The 19,652-nt window shown below is 45.3% G+C and carries 17 protein-coding genes; 7 read left to right on the forward strand and 10 right to left on the reverse strand.

The window, feature by feature from the left end:
* Window positions 1-11 precede the first annotated feature (11 nt).
* Both ABDW33_RS16485 and ABDW33_RS16490 read right to left on the reverse strand, forming a co-directional pair.
* Window positions 12-821, reverse strand: a complete 810-nt coding sequence (locus ABDW33_RS16485; protein ID WP_343691175.1) for an AraC family transcriptional regulator — start codon at window positions 819-821, stop codon at window positions 12-14.
* A 411-nt stretch (window positions 822-1,232) separates the two neighbouring features.
* Window positions 1,233-2,021 carry a Cof-type HAD-IIB family hydrolase gene (locus ABDW33_RS16490; RefSeq protein WP_343691176.1) on the reverse strand — a complete coding sequence of 263 codons (789 nt, stop codon included), beginning with the start codon at window positions 2,019-2,021 and terminating at the stop codon, window positions 1,233-1,235.
* Window positions 2,022-2,377: 356 nt separating this feature from the next.
* Here ABDW33_RS16490 and ABDW33_RS16495 point away from each other — a divergent pair, with 356 nt between their 5' ends.
* The gene (locus tag ABDW33_RS16495) at window positions 2,378-4,687 is read left to right on the forward strand and encodes an alpha-L-rhamnosidase C-terminal domain-containing protein (protein ID WP_343691177.1); all 2,310 of its coding nucleotides are present in this window, start codon (window positions 2,378-2,380) and stop codon (window positions 4,685-4,687) included.
* 54 nt (window positions 4,688-4,741) lie between these two features.
* Here ABDW33_RS16495 and ABDW33_RS16500 read toward each other — a convergent pair whose 3' ends face one another.
* Window positions 4,742-6,559 (reverse strand): hypothetical protein, encoded by a 1,818-nt coding sequence (locus ABDW33_RS16500; protein ID WP_343691178.1) that lies wholly within the window; start codon window positions 6,557-6,559, stop codon window positions 4,742-4,744.
* A gap of 157 nt (window positions 6,560-6,716) precedes the next feature.
* On the opposite strand from ABDW33_RS16500, the gene ABDW33_RS16505 reads away from it, so the two are divergent.
* The 4 genes from ABDW33_RS16505 to ABDW33_RS16520 all read left to right on the forward strand — a co-directional run bounded on the left by ABDW33_RS16505 (window position 6,717) and on the right by ABDW33_RS16520 (window position 10,327).
* A complete protein-coding gene (locus ABDW33_RS16505) occupies window positions 6,717-6,947 on the forward strand; it encodes a WGR domain-containing protein (protein ID WP_343691179.1) in 231 nt (76 codons plus the stop codon).
* Between the two features lie 17 nt (window positions 6,948-6,964).
* Window positions 6,965-7,912, forward strand: coding sequence for an AraC family transcriptional regulator (locus tag ABDW33_RS16510; protein ID WP_343691180.1), 948 nt, complete (start codon window positions 6,965-6,967; stop codon window positions 7,910-7,912).
* A gap of 54 nt (window positions 7,913-7,966) precedes the next feature.
* The gene (locus tag ABDW33_RS16515; protein ID WP_343691181.1) at window positions 7,967-8,818 is read left to right on the forward strand and encodes an SDR family NAD(P)-dependent oxidoreductase; all 852 of its coding nucleotides are present in this window, start codon (window positions 7,967-7,969) and stop codon (window positions 8,816-8,818) included.
* Between the two features lie 114 nt (window positions 8,819-8,932).
* Window positions 8,933-10,327, forward strand: coding sequence for a serine hydrolase (locus ABDW33_RS16520; protein ID WP_343691182.1), 1,395 nt, complete (start codon window positions 8,933-8,935; stop codon window positions 10,325-10,327).
* Between the two features lie 80 nt (window positions 10,328-10,407).
* Here ABDW33_RS16520 and ABDW33_RS16525 read toward each other — a convergent pair whose 3' ends face one another.
* Complete coding sequence (locus ABDW33_RS16525) at window positions 10,408-10,740, reverse strand: hypothetical protein (protein ID WP_343691183.1); 333 nt, start codon at window positions 10,738-10,740, stop codon at window positions 10,408-10,410.
* A gap of 544 nt (window positions 10,741-11,284) precedes the next feature.
* Entirely contained in the window at window positions 11,285-11,518 is a 234-nt protein-coding gene (locus tag ABDW33_RS16530) for a helix-turn-helix transcriptional regulator (protein WP_343691184.1), read from the reverse strand.
* Between the two features lie 813 nt (window positions 11,519-12,331).
* Here ABDW33_RS16530 and ABDW33_RS16535 point away from each other — a divergent pair.
* A complete protein-coding gene (locus tag ABDW33_RS16535) occupies window positions 12,332-14,221 on the forward strand; it encodes an alpha-L-arabinofuranosidase C-terminal domain-containing protein (protein WP_343691185.1) in 1,890 nt (629 codons plus the stop codon).
* A gap of 147 nt (window positions 14,222-14,368) precedes the next feature.
* Window positions 14,369-15,727 carry an acetylxylan esterase gene (locus ABDW33_RS16540; RefSeq protein WP_343691186.1) on the forward strand — a complete coding sequence of 453 codons (1,359 nt, stop codon included), beginning with the start codon at window positions 14,369-14,371 and terminating at the stop codon, window positions 15,725-15,727.
* A gap of 78 nt (window positions 15,728-15,805) precedes the next feature.
* Here ABDW33_RS16540 and ABDW33_RS16545 read toward each other — a convergent pair whose 3' ends face one another.
* From ABDW33_RS16545 to ABDW33_RS16565, 5 genes are read right to left on the reverse strand one after another with little or no spacing between them, the layout of a single operon-like run.
* Window positions 15,806-16,213, reverse strand: coding sequence for a response regulator (locus ABDW33_RS16545; RefSeq protein ID WP_343691187.1), 408 nt, complete (start codon window positions 16,211-16,213; stop codon window positions 15,806-15,808).
* A gap of 10 nt (window positions 16,214-16,223) precedes the next feature.
* Window positions 16,224-17,852: an ATP-binding protein gene (locus ABDW33_RS16550; protein ID WP_343691188.1), complete on the reverse strand. Its 1,629-nt coding sequence runs from the start codon at window positions 17,850-17,852 to the stop codon at window positions 16,224-16,226.
* A 4-nt stretch (window positions 17,853-17,856) separates the two neighbouring features.
* Window positions 17,857-18,864 carry an ATP-binding SpoIIE family protein phosphatase gene (locus ABDW33_RS16555; protein ID WP_343691189.1) on the reverse strand — a complete coding sequence of 336 codons (1,008 nt, stop codon included), beginning with the start codon at window positions 18,862-18,864 and terminating at the stop codon, window positions 17,857-17,859.
* Entirely contained in the window at window positions 18,857-19,270 is a 414-nt protein-coding gene (locus tag ABDW33_RS16560; RefSeq protein WP_343691190.1) for an anti-sigma regulatory factor, read from the reverse strand. The genes ABDW33_RS16555 and ABDW33_RS16560 overlap by 8 nt, the downstream gene beginning before the upstream one ends.
* The gene (locus tag ABDW33_RS16565) at window positions 19,251-19,652 is read right to left on the reverse strand and encodes an STAS domain-containing protein (RefSeq protein WP_343691191.1); all 402 of its coding nucleotides are present in this window, start codon (window positions 19,650-19,652) and stop codon (window positions 19,251-19,253) included. The genes ABDW33_RS16560 and ABDW33_RS16565 overlap by 20 nt, the downstream gene beginning before the upstream one ends.

The raw sequence follows: 19,652 nt of genomic DNA on the forward strand, positions 1-19,652 counted from the left end.
AATAATTATAATTAGACTAATTCAGAGGGGGCTTTGCCAAATTGTTGTTTGAATGTACGGGAGAAATGTGAAAGGCTTTCAAACCCCAGATCCAGGTAGATAGCGGAAGGCTTTCTTCGCTTTTTTTCTATCAGGTGCCGGGCTTCGAGCAACCTTTTTTCCAGCAACCATTGTCTGGGTGCGGCATCAAATGTTTTTTTGAAATCACGCTTAAATGCAGCCAGACTTCTGCCTGTCAACTGGGCGAATTTTTCAACGGGTATATTCAGGTGATAATTACGCAGCATAAATTTCTTAAGATCGATTTTGCTGGACGCCGAAAAATCGAATAATAAATTATTGAGCGCAGGTACCGCATGCAATAGCAGGGTGACAGCCTCTCTCACTTTCAACATTCCCATAGAAGCCGCTATTTTCCCTTCAGGGTTGCGCACATACGGAAGTACCGACTGAAAATATCCCTGCATAAAATCATTGGGCGGGATAAGCACGTATGGAGACCCCGTGTATTTTTCCCGGACGTCAATTTGCTCTTCCAATGCAATGGTTCTGAGCAATTCTTCATGTAGCGTAATGACGATCGTTTCATAGACCCCTTCACTGGAAGGTGTTTTGATGAGTTGAGCTACCTGGTTTTTGCTCACCAGCAGTATATCGCCTTTCTGTATTGAAAATTGCTGACTGGCGGTCTCGAAGGTGAGCTGCCCGGACACCATCATTATAAGCGTATTATGCGCCAGGAATGCTGCTATTTCCTTTCGTTTGGATGTGAGATGGGAGTAAAAGATAACGCCGGGTAGTACTTCAGTCGGATGCCTCATTGTATAAAATTACACAAAAGAACTACATAAATATTCTCCGGATGGCTCAATTAACTTGTCTGAATGGCTCATCGGTAAAATAGCTCGCCCTGCAGTAATGGCCACCGCTCCGGGTACCATTCTACATCGTCCCGGGTACAGTCGGACTATATCTCATCTATATAACCAAAACGATATTTAAAGGGCACCAGAAGTACACCAAAAGGTCACCTCAATATCCAATCGATATACAGGTGACCTTTTGGTGATGTATTAGTACTCATTTGATGTCGTTAAAGAGGTATAGCTGAACTATCGCAGCTATATAGCTAAGCAGTAGTAAAAACCGGGAAATTTGATCTTTGAAAAGGAACGGCCTTTTATGGTAGTAAAGCCGGATAGGGGCAGAGCTGCTACATGAATGAAAAATAACTATATACCGAAGTAAGTCAGCGCATTCCACACGCCATCATTATCAATATCATCTGTTACATAATCTGCTACAGCCTTCACTTCATCTGGTGCATTGCCCATGGCAACCCCGATGGCGGTGTGCTTCAACATTTCTATGTCATTCCCGCCATCACCAAAAGACATGGTCTCTGATACATGAAATCCAAAATATTCGCAAAAAATCTCAACCCCCACCTTTTTACTGATCCCCTTCGGGTTGATATCAGCTGAGTGCGGTGCCCACCGGGTGGCAGTACTATTGGGCATGATCTTGCGCATAAATTCCAGCTCATCTTCCGGTCTGAGCAGGATATTTGCCTGCAGGATATTACAAATATCCGGGTTCACCCTATCTACCAATGGCGGCACGGGCAAATTCAGATAAGCATACATATCAATGATTTCCTGGGTAGCCTGGTTCACAAAATGACAATCTTCGTACATGAGGGAGAAGTTCATGGGCTGATGACTGGTATAATTCAGCAGTTGCTGAATATCCCGGGGATCTAACGCCTGTTTAAACAATACACTTTTATCTTTCGCTACACAACATCCGCCGTTAAATGTGATATACCCATCAAAATCCAGGTGCTGAACATGACTAATTGCATTGATGGACCTTCCGGTAGCAATAAAGATCCTGATCCCCCGTTCCCGGAGCCGTGCGATGGCCCGTATAGCTGATTCCGGGATACATCTTGTAGCAGAACTAAAGAGGGTACCATCAATATCAAAAAAAACGGCTTTTATAGTAGTAGCTTTATCCATGACGCCTATTTCAGGTTGAATCGGCAAAAGTACTCAAATGGTATTGCATTTTTCTGGTCCAAAGGGAGAAAAAGCGGATAGCCAATGGTATGGCCGCTTTTTCTATAAAGGAGATCGGACCCGTTACAAGGCTACCTTTTTACCCTGAAAACATTGACAATAGCCAACATGGACAGCAATATCATGAATGTGGTGGACAATGCCCATCCACCATAGTTATAAACCTGAATCGCCACAAAGGTGCCTGCTGCTCCAGTTATTCCTGTGGATTCATCCCGATAAAGAGACAACACTATGAAAGACCAGGACACCCAGTCCGTAAATTATTGCTAAATTGGTTTAGCAAAATTTCCGTTATGAAGTTACTTTATACCTTATTTTATTTTTCCGTACTCTGCAGTCAGCTTTGTTTCAGTCAGCACACCCGCCCCTGGAATGCCCGGTGGATAGGGTTGAATGCGCCTTTTGACAATGGCACGGATTACGGCGTATACTATTTCAGAAAGGCCATTGAACTACCTGAGAAGCCGCAAAATTTCATTGTTCACGTATCCGCAGATAACCGGTACAAGTTGTACGTGAACGGTCAGCTCGTTTCTATTGGTCCTGCCAAAGGAGATTTTTACAACTGGAACTATGAAACCATCAACCTGGCACCCTACCTTACAAAAGGAAGAAACAGTATCGCTGCCATCGTATGGAATGAAGCAGCGTTCCGTCCCGAATGGCAGATGACCCTGAGAACCGCCTTTATTATACAAGGTAATACCCCTGCTGAAGACCTGTTAAATACCAACGACAGCTGGAAATGTGTGCAGGACAAAGCTTTTTCTCCACTCTGGGGCTTCTTTGCCGCGACGAACGGAGAGATGGTTGATATGAATAAAACGATACCCAACTGGGCGTCCACCACCCTTGATGACAGCACCTGGCCGCCGGCGGGCATCCTGTTCCAGGGAAATCTGAAAGGAGCGGGAGACGGATTTGGCTATATGTTGGTACCCAGTACCATCCCTGCCAGGGAGCTGACTTACCAGCCCATCACAGTTGTTCGCCAAGGCCCCTCGCTCCCTGCCACCATTCCCCCTCATACAACAACGACCATTCTGCTCGATCAGACCTTCGAAACCAATGCATACCCTACTATTTATTTCAGTGGTGGAAAAGATGCAGGGATTGCGCTTGGTTATGCCGAGGCGCTTTATGATCATCAGGCACCTTATGGCACTCACAAAAGCAATAGAAATGAGGTAGTTGGAAAAGACTTCTTTGGTGTGAAGGATAGTCTGACCAGTAACGGGTGTAAGGACCAGACTTTTACCCCTTTAAACTTCCGCACCTTCCGGTATCTCCGGCTCACTGTACATACAAAGGAGACGCCTTTCGTAATCGATAGCCTTTACGGTACCTTCACCGGTTATCCATTTAAGCAGACAGCTGTCTTTAATTCAACAGACACCACCATTCCAAAAATACTTGACATCGGCTGGCGTACGGCCCGGCTCAATGCTTATGAAACTTATACAGACTGCCCGTTCTATGAGCAGTTGCAATACATTGGAGATACCCGTATACAGGCGTTGGTTTCCTATTATTATAGTGGAGATGACCGGCTTGCCCGCCGTGCACTGGACCTGATGGATCAATCCCGTCTACCCGAAGGGGTGACCCTGAGCCGCTATCCCAGTCATACAGCACAGGTGATCTCTACCTTTTCGTTGTGGTATATCGGTATGCTGCACGACTTCTATATGTACAGGCACGACAATGAATTTATTAAGGGAAAATTGCCGGGTGTAAAAGGTATCCTTGATTTCTTTGCCAGATACCAGCAGTCAGATGGGTCACTCGCTAACACACCTTACTGGAATTTTGTTGACTGGGCTGCCGGCAGGGACTGGGTTGCAGGCGCTCCTCCCAAGGGAAGTGATGGTAGCGCTGCTATTGTAGACATGCAATTATTATGGGCGTACCAATGGGCCGCACAAATGGCTCCCGATCCATCGTACAACCGGAAAATCGCACAACTCACAGCGACTATCAAAAAGAAATACTGGGATGCCAGCAAAGGCTTATTCGCAGATACAAAAGAGAAAGATCATTTTTCTCAACATGCAAATTCCCTCGCTATCCTTACAGGGGTGGTGAATAAAGAGGAGCTACCAGCATTAGGGAAAAAATTACTGATGGATACCACGCTTACCCAGTGCTCTATTTATTTCAAATATTATCTCCACCAGGCATTGGTGAAAGCCGGTCTGGGAGATGATTATATCAACTGGTTAGGTATCTGGAAAGAGAATATTGCAATGGGCCTCACTACCTGGGCGGAATATTCTGATGTGGGTTATTCCCGTTCCGATTGCCATGCATGGGGAAGCAGTCCCAATATTGAATTCTTCCGGACAGTATTAGGTATAGACAGTGATGCGCCAGGATTCTCTAAAATTAAAGTTGAACCACACTTAGGTACGATGAAAGTCGTGAGTGGGGAGATACCACATCCTTTGGGGAAGGTTCATGTCAGTTATGAATGCAAGGAAGGACAATGGACGATGGAGGTGCAGTTGCCGGCAAAAACTTCAGGAACCTTTATCTGGAAGGGAAAGTCTTATCAAATGAGGGCAGGGGATAACAAGATCAGGGTGCAGGGATCCTGTACCTGACTTTTAACCCGCTGATCTTTTTGCAGCTATTTGAATTCGTTTTTTACGGCATTACTAGAGGGACCGGATGTAAGTGTCCAACTCTTCTTCTTTTCCGAGGCCCAGCTTTAACTTGATGCGATAACGCGCCATCAGGATACTTTTGGGTGCGATGCCGAGCCGTTGGGAAACTTCCTTATTCGTCAGTCCGATGTAAATATATGCACAATGTTTCAGATCCAGTCTTGAAAGTGTATTATCAGACCGTTCTTTCAGCTTGTCAAATACCTCCTGGCTCACATGCTCAAAATCGGCTTTGTCTTCCGCCAGCGATTCATCCAGTCGTTTATCATGATCGATGATCCTGTTGATCTGGGTAAGCACTGATTTATTACTGGTATGTTCCGCGATCTTTTTCTGCAGGGTTTGTACCAGGGCATTCTTCTGTTCCACCTGCAGGGTGCCGGCGAGCAGATCCTTCTGTAGTCTTTCCTGTCTTTCCTGCATTAATTGTTGCTCTGCTATGAGTCGCATCGCTTCTTCATCTTTGAGGCGGGTTTCCATACCCAGCTGTTTCAACCGGAAGTGATAGGACCTGAACAGGAAAATGGCGGCAGTCAGCAGGGCCAGCGCGAGTCCTATATATAAATACCCCAGTTTCTTGTGCAGACTGGCTGTTTGCTGCAGGTTTTTAAGCGCAGTGGCCGTTTTCTCCGCCTGGTATTTCGCTTCCAGCTCCTTGGTGATATTCAGCTTTTCCTGGTTGTAGAGTTCCGTATACAAAGTCGTAAACTGCTGTTGGTAGTGCAGGGCATCTTTATAGTTGCCCCTTTTTTCCGCCAGCGAAGCAAGTGCCGACATGAACTGGATCCTGGTCGCCAACGTTTTCGAACTATCTGCATTTACCAGCGCCAGCCCTTTCTGTAACAGTTCTTCTGCCTGATCATAATGGCCGGCAGCCGCTTCATAGTCGCTCTTCATCCCATAGCAATTGGAAATTACTTCCATATGGTGTGTTTCCATACCAATCTTCTGTGCGAAGTCCAGGTACCTGAATACTGTATCCCTGTAAGTGGCGGGGAAATTCTGTGCGTAAATGTCCGCAAGATTTAAGGCTATGATAGCCGCCGTGCTTTGGAATATAATCCGCTCTTTATTATTTAAATAAGCGGTCAATGCCACCTTATTATAATAAATAGCCGAATCCAGGGAAATCCTGTCGTCCGGGTGGGCCATATGCTGATACTGCCAGTAGGTACCCATTGTCTGATAAGCACATAGTATATTATCATAGTCCCTGCCAGTGAGTGCTGCCTGTAATGCCAGCTGCCCGTATTTTTTATGGAGGGGGCCGTCCTCCTGGTTCGCATAGATACTGGCGATCACATAATACACAGCTGACTCATAATTAGCAGATCCCGCTTTTTCCAGGTACTTCAATGCCTGTTGCCCGCTCAGCAACGCCGCTTTTTCCTCTCCTTTAATATTTTCCATCCAGCATTTCCGGTACCAGGCGATCCCTTTTGCTAAGGGACTAGTTGTTTTCTCTGCATAATATACCGCGCTATCTACTACCTGGGCACACCGTGTGCGGTCATTATGCTGGATATAGATCTGTGCCAAAGTGGCATATGCGATGGAGGTGTATTGTGCGTCTGGAAGGGCACGGCTCAACTGTACGGCCTGGAGTCCGATCGCTATCGCATTCTTATTTTCTGTAATGGATTTGGCCCTTGCCAGGAGGCTCAGGGTCATCACTTTTTGTTCCGGTGTAATATTTTTTTGAGCTAGTACTGCGCTGAGAGAATCGGCGGGAGTATGGGCGGTACACATGACCACCAACAGGATGAAAACAATAACGGATATGGATATCTTATTGATTAACTGCGACATATGTGTTTTTGTAGGGTGTTTGTAGTTGGCATATTTTAACCCATGTAGAGTATTTGTAGATACCAGATTTTCATTTTCGCTGCCCACTATAACTATTTTTGAGGACACACAAGCGGGTATAAATATAATATAAGAAGATAAAATCACGCGGGTTAAAATGATGCAGTATTTTGAATATCAGGACGAGAAGGTGCCATGCTTTTTAGAAATTACATTGGAGGATAAAATTATAAGAACAAGATCCGGACAAAAAGGCACGCAGGGTATTGCTACGGAAAAAGTATTCAGGGATGCCGGAAAGGCAGCAGAGGAATTTGAACGCCTGGTCAGGGAGAAGAAGGATGATGATGCTTTTTATTTCAGGTTGGGAGATGAGTACAGGTTGTAACCAGTACCTTTGTCTTCATGGGAAAATCCGATATTCCTCGTTTAGCGTTAACGACTTTCACACAGGTAAATTTCAAAGCACCATTTCTGAATGTTGAAAATTACCCGGTAGATGCAAGTCTTTTTACAATAAAAGACCGGAAGACCACTCCGGTAAAGGATTATATTTCCCCCAACCGCAGGCAGTTTTACAAAATATTTCATATTACCGCAGGTACAGGTATCTTAACCGTTGGCCTGCATCAATATAATATGAACCCGGGGGATATTTCATTTTTGCACCCCGACGAGATCATGTCGTGGCAAACCACATCAGCGGAAACAGCAGGTCATTTTTGCCTGATTCACCCCGATTATTTTGGAGAGGCCAGTCATCTCGTGCAATTATTCAGAAGTTATCCTTACTTCCAGCCCGCGAAGGCGGTGGTACAACTGTCACCTGCACAGTCGGAGAAAACAGACCAATACTTCAGTGCGATACTGGAAGAGGAGGAAGGGAATAATCAAGACAAGCAACAGGCCATTTTCCTACACTTGCAGTTAATACTGCTTGAAGCACAACGTGCCGGGAAAAATCTGGCCGATGTAGCAGTGCCCGAAAACTATCGTTATATCCATGGTTTCTTATCCCTGCTGGAAGAAACCTTCCGGGTGCAACGTCCGGATGATGTGGTGAAAATAAAGACGGCGACAGAGTTTGCCGAACAGTTACATGTACATCCCAATTACCTCAATACACTGGTCAAAAACCAAACAGGGAAAACTGTGCGGGACCATATTCAGGAAAGACTGTTGTACGAAGCGAAAGTATTACTCAGGCAGACGGACTGGGATATCAGAACCATCAGTTATGTATTGGGCTTTGCTGAACAGGCTGCTTTTACCGCGCTATTTAATAAGAAAGAACAGCTTTCTCCATCCAAATTCAGGGAAAATTTGAAACGCACAAAAATCCCTGTTGTTTGAGTAATAGCCCTTCAGCCCCATGTTAGTTCTTTTGTACCGTAAATTTTAAAACAAATGGACAATCAAAGGAAAACATGGTTTGTTACCGGTGCATCACAAGGTATTGGACTGATCCTGGTAAAACAATTATTAGCTGCAGGCTACAATGTAGCGGCAACCGCACGTAATCTGGATACGCTCAGGGAGGCGGTGGGCAATGAAACATCCCGGTTCCTGCCATTGCAGGTGGACCTGGTGACTGAAGCGAGTGTAGGAGAGGCGGTCAGTAAAGCGATCGGGCAATTCGACGCGATTGATTATCTGGTAAACAACGCGGGTTTTGGCCTTATCGGAGGTATAGAGGAAACTGCTGATGCTGAAGTAAGGACCATTTTTGACGTGAATGTATTTGGACTGCTGAATGTAACCCGTGCTGTATTACCTCATATGCGGGCTGCAGGATCAGGTCATATCCTGAACATGTCTTCTGTATTTGGACTGATCTCCGGTGGGGGATGGGGCCTGTATTGCGGGACCAAGTTCGCTGTAGAAGGAATCAGTGAAGCCCTGGCACAGGAAGTAAAGCCATTTGGTATACATGTGACCATCGCAGAACCTGGATATGTACGTACGAATTTCCTGAACAGCGGTTCTATTGCATATCCTGCACATCCTATCGCGGCATATGAAATACTGGAAGAAGAACGTCGTAAGCACCGGGAGGATGTACCGGGTACGCAGGTCGGCGATCCTGAAAAAGTAGCTGCGGCAATTATCCAGCTGGGTACGATGAGTGAACCTCCTTTACGTGTGCTGATGGGATCTGATGCCTTGCAGTATGCAAATTATAAAATACAACTTTTGCAGGAAGGAATTGCTGCCAATAAGGAAATGACCTTAGCAACGGACTTCAGCCAGTACCGGTAGGGAATGGTATATAGACGGTTCGTGAAGTAAAGAGCACTGATAGCTCAGCAAGGGGTGTGTCTTTTATATTCCAGCAAATATTATTAAGTTAGGGAAGCTAATTTAAACGCCTATATGAGACACACCCCTTTTTACCTATTCGTTGTATTGTTGTTCGTCCGGCCCGCATATGCACAGACAACCCAGCCAGAAAAACAGACAGACAGCATTACCCGCCTGTTCATACAGGCCATGAACGGGATCAGGCCAGATAGTGCCTATCAATTTCTGGGCGAGGACATGAGAAAACAATATTCCCCCGAAAAATGGCAAAAGACCTTCCATGCAGGCATTCAGCCTATGGTGCCTTTCAAAGACCTACAGTTTGCCGGAACTAAGGACGGTATGAACGTATATCATGTCAACAGCACAATACCGCTGTTGCTGTATGCACACCTGGATGCCCGGGGGAAAATAGATGGCTTTTGGTTTGATAATCCAAATAAAGCAACAAAACCCGCAAAAGTTCTTTCTGACAACCCTTTAAAATCCCGCCTGGATACTATTGTAGAAGCAGCTGTAAGGCCCTATATGCAGCTCTCCGGGAGCGTGGGACTGAGTACAGGTATACGATATAACGGGCAGGACTATTTTTATAATTACGGTACTATCAGGCTGGGCGGAGACACCCTGCCCGACAATCATACGATCTATGAAATTGGTTCTATTACCAAAACATTCACTTCTACGTTACTCGCGCTGGCGGTTGTACAAAAAAAGGTCACCCTTGATCAGCCTATAACAGAGTTCCTGCCTGATTCGGTTGCTGCAAATCCTGCGCTGAAAGGGATCACGCTAAAGCAGTTGGCCAATCACACGGCGGGATTTCCGAAATTACCTTCCAATCTGGATTGGACAAGACCTGAACAGCCATACGAACACTACGACCAGGCACACCTGTTTAGATATATGAAAACAGCCACCCTGGTAAGTACGCCGGGAAAAGTATATGCTTACAGCAACCTGGGTGTAGGATTGCTGGGCGTGATACTGGAACGCATCTATGGCATGGACTATGCTGCGTTGGTATCGAAATACATCACAGGCCCGCAGGGCATGAAGCATACAGGTATCGCCGTATACGGCAAAACAGCACAGGGATATGATGGTACCTTGCGCGCTGCTGAAATGTGGGATATGAACAGTGTGAAGAGTGCAGGGATGCTCAGATCAGATGCTGCGGATCTGTTGAAGTATGCAACGTTGCAGCTGGAAGAGGGGAAAGATCCGCTTCACCAGGCAATTACATTGGCTCACCAGCCGACATTTAATGATGGCACTACAAAGATCGGCCTGGCCTGGAACTATGTACAACAGCAGGATGACTGGATTTGGCACAATGGTATGACAGGCGGTTTTCGCTCCTACCTGGTAGCGGACACAGCTACGCATAATGCAGTGGTAGTGCTGGCAAATTCATCAAATGGTACAGAGGTGATCGGTCAGCAGATACTCATTTATCTGAAGTAATAAAAAATACCGCTGTTACTTTTGCAACAGCGGTATTACAGAAAGAGCGTACGTAGTTTCTTCAGGTTTAGTAAGCTTTGCTATTTTGAAGATGTGATGTCTACAGCCTTGAGGCCAGTTAATGTCTCTTCAAATACCCGCACATAAATTGCTTTAATGCTGGCCAGTTCAGCGCTGCTTACGCCTCTTACTTTTCCCGTACTTTGTGGCCGGGTAATGGACCGTAACTTTCTGTAGAAGGTCGGAACGCTCCAGTCGCATTGTTTACAGATTAACTCCCTTGCTTCAACCGGGATGTTGTTAACCATCCAGAATAATTCAGCAAAAGGATTTGCGTACATTTCATCGGTCCCCTTCTTCATGCCCATTTCGGGCTGCTCCAGGTGGATTTGCTTTGAGCGTTTTCTATTCATACTTGGGATACTGATTTATAGGAAAATGAATAGATGAATGTCTTTTTGTTTGGTGCCGGGGGGAACAAGTGTTTCGTTTCATGGTGAAAAATTAATACTCCTTTTGAATATTTCGATAAAAATTTCCAACTTTTTTTCAGTAGTGATAATTGAGCGGTCATTTATTTGAATAATTTTCAATAGTGATGCGTTCAAAAAAAACTAAGAAAATTTTAGGCGCACGAAAGTAACAAGATGAAAAAAGGCGTATCATGATTATATTGAAAGTACAATTTTGATATACCTTTTTACTGTCAGCATGTGGGTGAATGGTCGCTGTTGTTCTTTCTATATAGCCATGGTGCTATATTAGGTAGTGATTCAGGAACCCGGTAAATAGTGAAGTTCTTCGTGATGGGCTAAGTTCATATGCTGAACATCTTTTGCGATGATCCGGGCAGGTATTTTTATAGTGATCAACCCAGGACTGCTGACGATGACATGTCGTCTGGTGTCTTTGCAGCACATTCCTTTATTTCTCTTCTGGTAGTTGCCGTCATGACAATTAATTTTCACTCCTCTTAATGGGATAAAATTCGTTGAGCTCTACTTCGAGTGCGGATGCCAATTTGATGAGGGTAGTTGCAGCGGGATTTTTTACGCCATTTTCTATTTTCGAAATATCTCCGGCATGTACACCTGAAGAAACTTCGAGATCCAGCTGGGTCATTCTTTTCTGCTTACGAATCGCTTTGATCTTTCCGCCGAGCTCTTTTAATATTACTTTTAGTTCAGACATTCCGGGTGAAAAATGGTCACATTTTGGAGAATAAAAAGTTGTCGATCGACTACTTCACGAAAAAAAAATGAATCGTCCGTTCGCTGTGAGCAAGCCACCCGCGCAGTTAGGGGTACTCCCAGGGAGCGGAGTACTCCTAACTGACACAAGTGAGGAGACGGCATAGCTGCTGCATGGAGGAGGTGCAGGTTTGTCGTTTGGAAACAATGCAAGCTGATCATCCGGTTGCGTTGGCAGGAATGTGACACAGAAACGAGCTGAATGATGTAGCAGGTGATACTATTGAGATGTTGACCGGATCATGATGATGTATATTTTCTGGTTATTTTGAGATGTTTTGAGCATGTGTTTTGGGCATGCTTTCCTTAAGCACAGCCTGAGGGGTACTTACGGCCCAGGTGCCAGGGATGCTTTTCCCGGAAAGCGTTTCTGATATGCGGATGATTTACTGAGCTATTGAATTCACGTGCTGCTGCTGTTTATAATACTGGTCCTTTTCGCAGATTCCCCGGCGGGTGACGTACCGTTGCTGGTGTACCTGATTCGTTCTTCAAAGAGGGAAAAGAAGAGCCATAAAAATTGGTCCCGATTCTACTTATGCAAAGCTAAATAATTTAGTACAAAATACTAAATAAATTAGTAAATAAATCAATGAAAATATGTCCTTTCTTTTTAATCACAACAAGATAAGGACCATCATTTGCTGATGCCGTTAGCCGGTGTTTGAGGAAAAAGAAATTTATATTTAAAGAATTTTATACTCATTTACTAAATCGTAGTTGTATATTAACACTAACGTAGATTACAATTTATATGCAACGTTCATTATTTACATTTATCATCGCCCTTTATTCCACGGCTACCTTTGCCCAACGCCAGAAGGCCATCAGCCCTGACTTATTCGGTATCTTCTTTGAAGACATCAGCTATTCTGCTGATGGGGGTTTGTATGCAGAACTTATCCAGAACCGGTCGTTTGAGTACACAGCATCGGATCACAAAGGATGGAATCCGATGACTGCATGGGAGTATACACCCAGAGGATATGCATATGGAAACATATCAGTGGAAACGAAATCGCCGCTCAATGAAAACAACACACACTATGTAGTTTTAGATATCCAGGATGCCGGCCAGGAAGGTCTTGGAATTACAAACTACGGGTTCAATGGTATACCTGTCAAACAAGGCGAGCAGTACGATGTATCGTTGTTTGCAAAACAACTGGCTGGCAGTGCCATGCCGGTTACGGTGAGTCTTCGTAACAGAAAAGGGGACATTTACGGTGAAACAACTTTTGATATCAGCGACCGGAACTGGCAGAAATATGCAGCCAGTATTACACCGGATAAAAGTGATGACAGCGCTTGCCTGGTGATCATTGCAAAGGGCATTGGTAAACTGGCATTGGACCAGGTTTCATTGTTTCCAAAGAAAACATTCAAGGGCCGTACCAATGGTATGAGAGCGGATCTCAGTCAGGCCATTGCGGATCTGCATCCAAAATTTATGCGCTTTCCCGGTGGCTGTCTCGTGCATGGAGATGGCCTGGCCAATATTTACAACTGGAAAAATACGATTGGTCCGCTGGAAGCGCGCGTAGATCAGCGCAACATCTGGAACTATCATCAGTCAGTCGGATTGGGTTACTTTGAATACTTCCAGTTTTGCGAAGATATCGGAGCTAAACCTGTACCGATCTTAGCCGCGGCCGTGAGCTGCCAGAACTCAGGTGGTACCTGGGTCATTGGTGGCACAGGACAGAAAGGAATCCCTATGCAGGACATGCCGGCTTATATACAGGATGTGCTGGACCTGATAGAATATGCTAATGGTCCCGTCACTTCTGTATGGGGTGCCAAACGTGCTGCTGCCGGTCATCCGGAGCCCTTTCACCTGGAATATCTCGGAATCGGTAACGAAGATAAAATAACACCGGGTTTCGAAGAACGCTTTACCATGATCTATAACGCCGTGAAAGAAAAGTATCCTGAAATGAAGGTAATCGGTACAGCCGGTCCTTTCTCGGAAGGAGAGGATTATGAGAAGGGATGGGAGATTGTAAATAAACTGAAAGTACCGGTAGTAGATGAACATTATTATAACGACCCCCAATGGTTCCTAAAGAATAATACACGCTATGATAAGTACGACCGGAAAAAAACGAAAGTGTACATCGGTGAATATGCATCCAGGGGAAATAATTTCATCAATGCGATCTCCGAAGCGGCCTACATGACCAGCCTTGAAAGGAACGGCGATGTCGTACACATGGCTTCCTACGCGCCACTGCTGGCAAAGAAAGGGAATACAAACTGGAATCCGGACCTGATCTACTTTGACAATACAGGGGTGTATCCTACGGTGAATTATTATGTACAACAGCTGTTCTCTGCAAATTCGGGAGATTTCTATATCAGTGATATTGTATCTTTTGACCGAAAGAAGGACTCCACACTGGCTGCTTCTGTAGTGAAAGACAGCAAAACCGGAGATGTAATCCTGAAACTGGTGAACGCAGGTGCAACAGATGCGAAGGTAAATATCAACCTGAAGGCATTGGGAGCATTGCGGCCCAAAGCACAGGTGACATTACTGAAAGAGGATAGGGGAGTACCGGCGGCTGTCGAAACCGCATTTACAAAAAATAGTATAACGCTGAATGGATTCAGCATGCAGGTAATACGGTTGCATAAGCAATAACTACATCCAGTCTTCATTTTCCCTCATCCGCACTGGTGCCTGTGACATAAAGTCCGCTAGCTATTTTTGATTTATCAGACAAATAAAATATATTTGTTTGATTGACACTTAATTCCAGTACAGTAACCACGTTATTCATGTTTCCCTATGATTAGATTGCTTTTTTGCTTATTGCTCGCGCAATGTACCTATGCGCAGCAAAACGCTGACAGCGAATACAAGAAACCATTACAGGATGTACTGGTGGATATTCAACAGCGCTTTGGTATCAAGATCCGGTATACTGAATCTGAAGTAGCGGGGAAGTATGTGCCTTATGCTGACTGGCGTTATCGTCCTGATGCAGAAGCAACGCTGGAACGTGTCCTGGCACCACTTGACCTGAAAGTAAGGAAGGAGAAAGACAAGCAATACCGCCTCTCCGCCTTTGAATACTATCGTTGGTCAGTAGCCGATGGTTGGGCAGAACTGGATAGGATTGCGAGTCAATACCATAATGAGCAGGAATGGGAACAGCGAAAGGCGGGATTGAAACCCTGTATTCTCCAGGCCTTACAATTGTCACCTTTGCCACCGGCTCCTGTTTCTTCACCGATCATTACTGCAGCGAGAAAATTTGACGGATACACAGTGCGCAACATTGCCATAGAAATATTACCAGGCTTATATATTAACGGTTCACTGTACGCACCTGCTAAAAGTAGAGGGAGGATCCCTGTGATCCTCAACCCCGATGGTCACTGGAAAGACCAGCGATACAGACCCGATTGTCAGTACCGTTGCGCTACGCTTGCCAGGATGGGTGCCATGGCTTTTAGTTACGATCTTTTTGCATGGGGGGAATCCCGGTTACAATTTGAAGAAGCAGACCATCGCCGGAGCCTTGCCATGAGCATACAGGCCCTCGGCACGATCAGAATATTGGATTATTTATTATCGCTGCGCAATGCAGATACCACCAGGGTAGGTATTACGGGAGGTTCCGGTGCCGGCAGTCATACCGTGTTAATGACTGCGATAGATGACCGTATCAAAGTAAGTGCGCCTGTGGTGGCCATCAGTTCTTATTTCTATGGTGGTTGCCCCTGTGAAAGTGGTATGCCTGTACATAGTTGTGGCAATCGTACTGATAATGTAGAAATAGCTGCCATGGCAGCTCCCCGGCCACAGTTGCTGGTAAGTGACGGAGGGGACTGGACGGATAAGATGCCTGAACATGATTTCCCGTATTTGCAAAAGATTTATGGTTATTATAAACAGACCAATAAAGTATCAAATGTACACCTGCCTGCAGAAGGCCATGATTTTGGCGTAAACAAGCGCGCAGCGGTATATGATTTTATGGCGCAATACCTGGGGTTAGATCGCGCCGCCGCAGATGAAAATAAAATAACGATTGAACAACCGGTCGCGATGTATGTGTTTGGAGAAAAAGGGAAAAGAATGCCTGCGAATGCTATTCACGGATTTGCGCAACTGGAAAAACTATGGAATGCATCCCGTTAAGCCACGTTTACTGACCATTTATTTCGTATGCTGTGCTCCTAATGGACGCCGTATTTCGCCCAATTGAAATGACAGGAGTCAATCTACCTGGCAGAAATTGAGGAATACCTGGGCTGTTTCCAGGCTTTCTTTGAGAGATACGGGTTTGGTAATATAAGCATGTGCCCCCAGCGATACACATTTAGCTTTTTCAAAAGGATTGATAGAGGTAGAATAAATGATCACCGGGATATTTCTAAAGCGGTCATCAGCCTTTAACGTTTCCAGTGTCTGGGTGCCGTTCATTTTAGGCATGTTCAGATCCAGTACAATCAGGCAGGGAACATTGTGCTCCGCGCTGAACCGTGTGTCCAGCAGTTGAAGGGCCGATTCGCCGTTCTCAGCAAAGAGCATCAGATTTTCTGCATGCATCATTTCCATGGCTTCTCTGATAATTACAAGATCTTCAGCGTCATCGTCAATTACCAGGATTTTTCCGTAATTCATAATTCAACAATTAAATAACCGGATTCTGCGGCAAAGAAACAAAAAAAGTTGCACCTGTCCCTTCCTCTGATGCTGCCCAGATTTTCCCCTGGTGCATTTCTACGATCTTCCTGCAGATGGCCAGCCCCAGTCCCGTACCTTCATATGCCTGTCGCGTATGTAAACGTTGGAAGAGGGTGAACATTTTGGGCAGGTATTTCTCATCAAATCCTATTCCGTTATCCCTGAATGCAAGTTCGATATGCCCGTTTTCCTGTTTGTAAGAGATATTAACCTCCGGTGTCAGGGCTTCTTTACTATACTTCAATGAATTGCCGATGATATTGCCAAAGAGTTGCCGCATCATGCGCTCATCGCAATATAGCTTTGGCAATTGCTGGATGTGTACCGCCGCCTTCTTTTCCCCGATAGCAATTTCCAGGTCCTGGCAGGCATCTGCCGCTACTGCGTTCAGGTCTACCTCCTGGAACTGGATCTGCTCTTTGTTGATCTGTGAGAAGAGTAGTAGGTCCTGGATCAGGGAGCGCATTCTGCGGGAGGCACCCTGTATACTGTTCAGGAAATGCAGGCTCTTTTCGTCAAAGGAAGACTGGTATTTATTGAGCAGGTAATCACTGTAGAAAAGCAGTTTTCTTACCGGCTCCTGCAGGTCGTGTGAAGCTACAAACGCGAATTGCTGTAGTTCCTCGTTACTGCGGTTCAGTTCTTCAATATATTGTTCCAGGGTCCGCTGGTTCTCTTTCAATTGCTTTTCTGCCTCTTTCAGTTCGTAGTTATCTTTCAGCGTTTCTTCTACGGTCTTCTGTGCATGAATATCTACCATGTAACCAATGCGAAAGCCGGCGTCTTCCTTATCTGTATCGAGGGGCGATAATGAGATCTGGTGCCACAGGTAATCTTCGGTATTCCTGTTCTTTATTCTTGCCTGGATCCTGATAGTCGTAGCCCCTTTTGTGATATCATTCAGTAACAGGAGGCTGAAGGCGTCATAATCCTCTTCATGCACGACGTTTTTCCACCTGCTGTTGTTGAGGCTATGCAGGTTCTGACCAGTATATTGCAGCAACCATTCATTGGCGTAGTGCAGTTGTCCCTGTTCGTTGAGACTAAAGATCATGAGTGGAAGGGCGTTAGTAAGTACCCTGTACTGATCTTCACTTTTCTTTACTTTTTCAGACAGTTCCTGCAGTTGTTCATTCTTCCTTTTCAGTTCCTCGTAAGGAGAAATCGGGGGTTCATTGCGGAAGAGGCTACGCCATTCATCCAGCTTGTGTATGTCTATACGGAAAGCAGGAGAGATGGTATAGAACAGTTGAATAGATCCATCTGTAGATACCTTATACTTATTAACGAGTTTTTTAGCATGTTCCAGGCCTTCCCGCGGGGTGCCTTTATCGGGCAGTTCATTCTTCAGACCTGCAACGATATATTTTTCCCGCAGGTCACTTTCTACGCTGAGAATGAGGCATCCTCCTTTGCCGCTGTCAATGGCATTTCTTGATACCTCAGAAACAGCCGTCGCAAACGTTGTTTGCGCAGAGAGTGAGAGGCCGGCCAGTTCTGCCAGTTTCATGGAGCGTTTATGCGCAAGTATGAGATCCATTTCGTTCTCAAGGGTCACCCGGGCAAGTTCGTGCATGATTTTACAGATTTATTTTGCAGGCGATAACAGACATGTCGTCTGTAAGGCGCGCAAAGTCTTTTATAAGTGAAGCACATAATATAGAAAGATCGTACCGCAGGATAGAAGTATACTTTGCCGTATCCCATCTTGTTTTCAAACCATCACTGCTCATCAGGATGTATTGGCCATCTTCGTGGGGAATCTCCTGCGCATTGAGTGTATTGGGTACATTGAGACCGATGATGCCATTATATGCCAGGTAATTCTTACTGTTTCCAGCACTAAGCACTTTGGTGATTATATTTCCCACTCCGCAGATGCGCCATTTTTTAGTGGCCAGATCAAATATTGCGACAGTACCAACCAGCCCCCTGGTGCGTTTTACCGCTACATTAAGATGTCGGATGATCTCTACAGGGTCCGTATACCCGCATTCCATAAATGCTGCACCGGCTACCTGCATGGCTTTGGCGGCTTCCGGGCCATGACCAAGTCCATCTCCGAGGAATAATTTGATGTGCTCTTTGTTTACAATAGAAAAGAAATCATCTCCGCTTGCTGTTTCACCCGGTTTAGGGATGATAACGGATCTGATTTCTGATTTAAATGCTTTGACAGGTAATTTATCAAAGACCCTGATCAGGATCACGGTGCCCCAGTTCTTCAGTGAATAGATCTGAAAGAAGTCTGAAAGCCTTTTCATAGCGCCAAGACCGTTTCCCAGCGTATTTGTAGTGGAAACACCGTCTGCCACCATACGGGTCACATCCGTCATGCCAGGGCCATTGTCAATGCTGATCAGTTCTATTCCCTGTTTACCGTTTTCTTCGATGAGTTTAGCAAGTACCTGACCGCCACCTGCATGTTTGACAAGGTTTGTTACTATTTCTGCCACGATAATATCGATTTCCGCAATCCGCTTGCCGGAAAAGCCGCCAGCTATTGCCATAGCATGGATCTCTTTTTTTAAAATAGCAAAATAACTTCTGTCAGATGCGTTGAGGGCCAGGTGTATGTGATTATCCATTCTTCCACTTAATAATTGAAACAGTTGTGCCTTCGCCTACCGTACTTTTTATATCAAATTCATTGACCAGTCGCCTGGTGCCGGGAAGACCAATTCCCAGGCTTTTGCCGGTAGAGTAGCCATCTTTCATGGCAAGCGTGATATCTTTAATACCCGGACCTTTATCTGTAAAGATCAGGCGGATACCACTATCTCTACCCTGGCTGAGTACTTCAATGACCACAATACCGCCATTTGCATATTTCAGCATATTGCGCACCAGCTCACTGGCTGCGGTGATCAGCTTGGTCTGGTTTACAAGACTCATTCCAATTTTTACGGCATACTCTTTCACCCGATTCCTGAACAGAATCACATCCTGCTCTCTTTCGACGGTCATGCGATCCTTATTGAGTACTATCTTCATCTTCGTCGGTTAAGTCCTCATCATAATTGCCAATTTTTTCTTTCAGCAATTCCATACCCTTTTCCACATTCAAAGCCGTGTGTACGCCTTTGAGTTCCAGACCAAGTTCTATGAGCGTGATGGCGACTGCGGGCTGCATACCCACAACAACGGTTTCGGCGTCCATGATTTTAGACATGGAGCCAATGTTGCCGAGAATACGACCCATAAAAGAATCGACGATGGATAATGCGGAGATATCTATTAATACACCTTTGGCTTCTGTTTTATTGACCATTTGTACCAGGTCAGTCTCCAGATTGGTTGCTAACCTGTCGTAAAGATCTATCTGAATAGTCACCAGCAGCAGGCGACCCATTCGCAGAATAGGAATACGATCCAT

This window comes from Chitinophaga sp., from assembly GCF_039596155.1.
Classification (GTDB): domain Bacteria; phylum Bacteroidota; class Bacteroidia; order Chitinophagales; family Chitinophagaceae; genus Chitinophaga.

Excerpts from the sequence above, each read along its gene's own strand:
- ABDW33_RS16485 (WP_343691175.1), bottom strand. The coding sequence starts at position 821 with ATGAGGCATCCGACTGAAGTACTACCCGGCGTTATCTTTTACTCCCAT.
- ABDW33_RS16545 (WP_343691187.1), bottom strand. The coding sequence starts at position 16,213 with ATGAATTACGGAAAAATCCTGGTAATTGACGATGACGCTGAAGATCTT.
- ABDW33_RS16490 (WP_343691176.1), bottom strand. The coding sequence starts at position 2,021 with ATGGATAAAGCTACTACTATAAAAGCCGTTTTTTTTGATATTGATGGT.
- ABDW33_RS16515 (WP_343691181.1), top strand. The coding sequence starts at position 7,967 with ATGGACAATCAAAGGAAAACATGGTTTGTTACCGGTGCATCACAAGGT.
- ABDW33_RS16505 (WP_343691179.1), top strand. The coding sequence starts at position 6,717 with ATGATGCAGTATTTTGAATATCAGGACGAGAAGGTGCCATGCTTTTTA.
- ABDW33_RS16565 (WP_343691191.1), bottom strand. The coding sequence starts at position 19,652 with ATGGATCGTATTCCTATTCTGCGAATGGGTCGCCTGCTGCTGGTGACT.
- ABDW33_RS16520 (WP_343691182.1), top strand. The coding sequence starts at position 8,933 with ATGAGACACACCCCTTTTTACCTATTCGTTGTATTGTTGTTCGTCCGG.
- ABDW33_RS16555 (WP_343691189.1), bottom strand. The coding sequence starts at position 18,864 with ATGGATAATCACATACACCTGGCCCTCAACGCATCTGACAGAAGTTAT.
- ABDW33_RS16560 (WP_343691190.1), bottom strand. The coding sequence starts at position 19,270 with ATGAAGATAGTACTCAATAAGGATCGCATGACCGTCGAAAGAGAGCAG.
- ABDW33_RS16500 (WP_343691178.1), bottom strand. The coding sequence starts at position 6,559 with ATGTCGCAGTTAATCAATAAGATATCCATATCCGTTATTGTTTTCATC.
- ABDW33_RS16535 (WP_343691185.1), top strand. The coding sequence starts at position 12,332 with ATGCAACGTTCATTATTTACATTTATCATCGCCCTTTATTCCACGGCT.
- ABDW33_RS16540 (WP_343691186.1), top strand. The coding sequence starts at position 14,369 with ATGATTAGATTGCTTTTTTGCTTATTGCTCGCGCAATGTACCTATGCG.
- ABDW33_RS16550 (WP_343691188.1), bottom strand. The coding sequence starts at position 17,852 with ATGCACGAACTTGCCCGGGTGACCCTTGAGAACGAAATGGATCTCATA.
- ABDW33_RS16495 (WP_343691177.1), top strand. The coding sequence starts at position 2,378 with ATGAAGTTACTTTATACCTTATTTTATTTTTCCGTACTCTGCAGTCAG.
- ABDW33_RS16510 (WP_343691180.1), top strand. The coding sequence starts at position 6,965 with ATGGGAAAATCCGATATTCCTCGTTTAGCGTTAACGACTTTCACACAG.
- ABDW33_RS16525 (WP_343691183.1), bottom strand. The coding sequence starts at position 10,740 with ATGAATAGAAAACGCTCAAAGCAAATCCACCTGGAGCAGCCCGAAATG.
- ABDW33_RS16530 (WP_343691184.1), bottom strand. The coding sequence starts at position 11,518 with ATGTCTGAACTAAAAGTAATATTAAAAGAGCTCGGCGGAAAGATCAAA.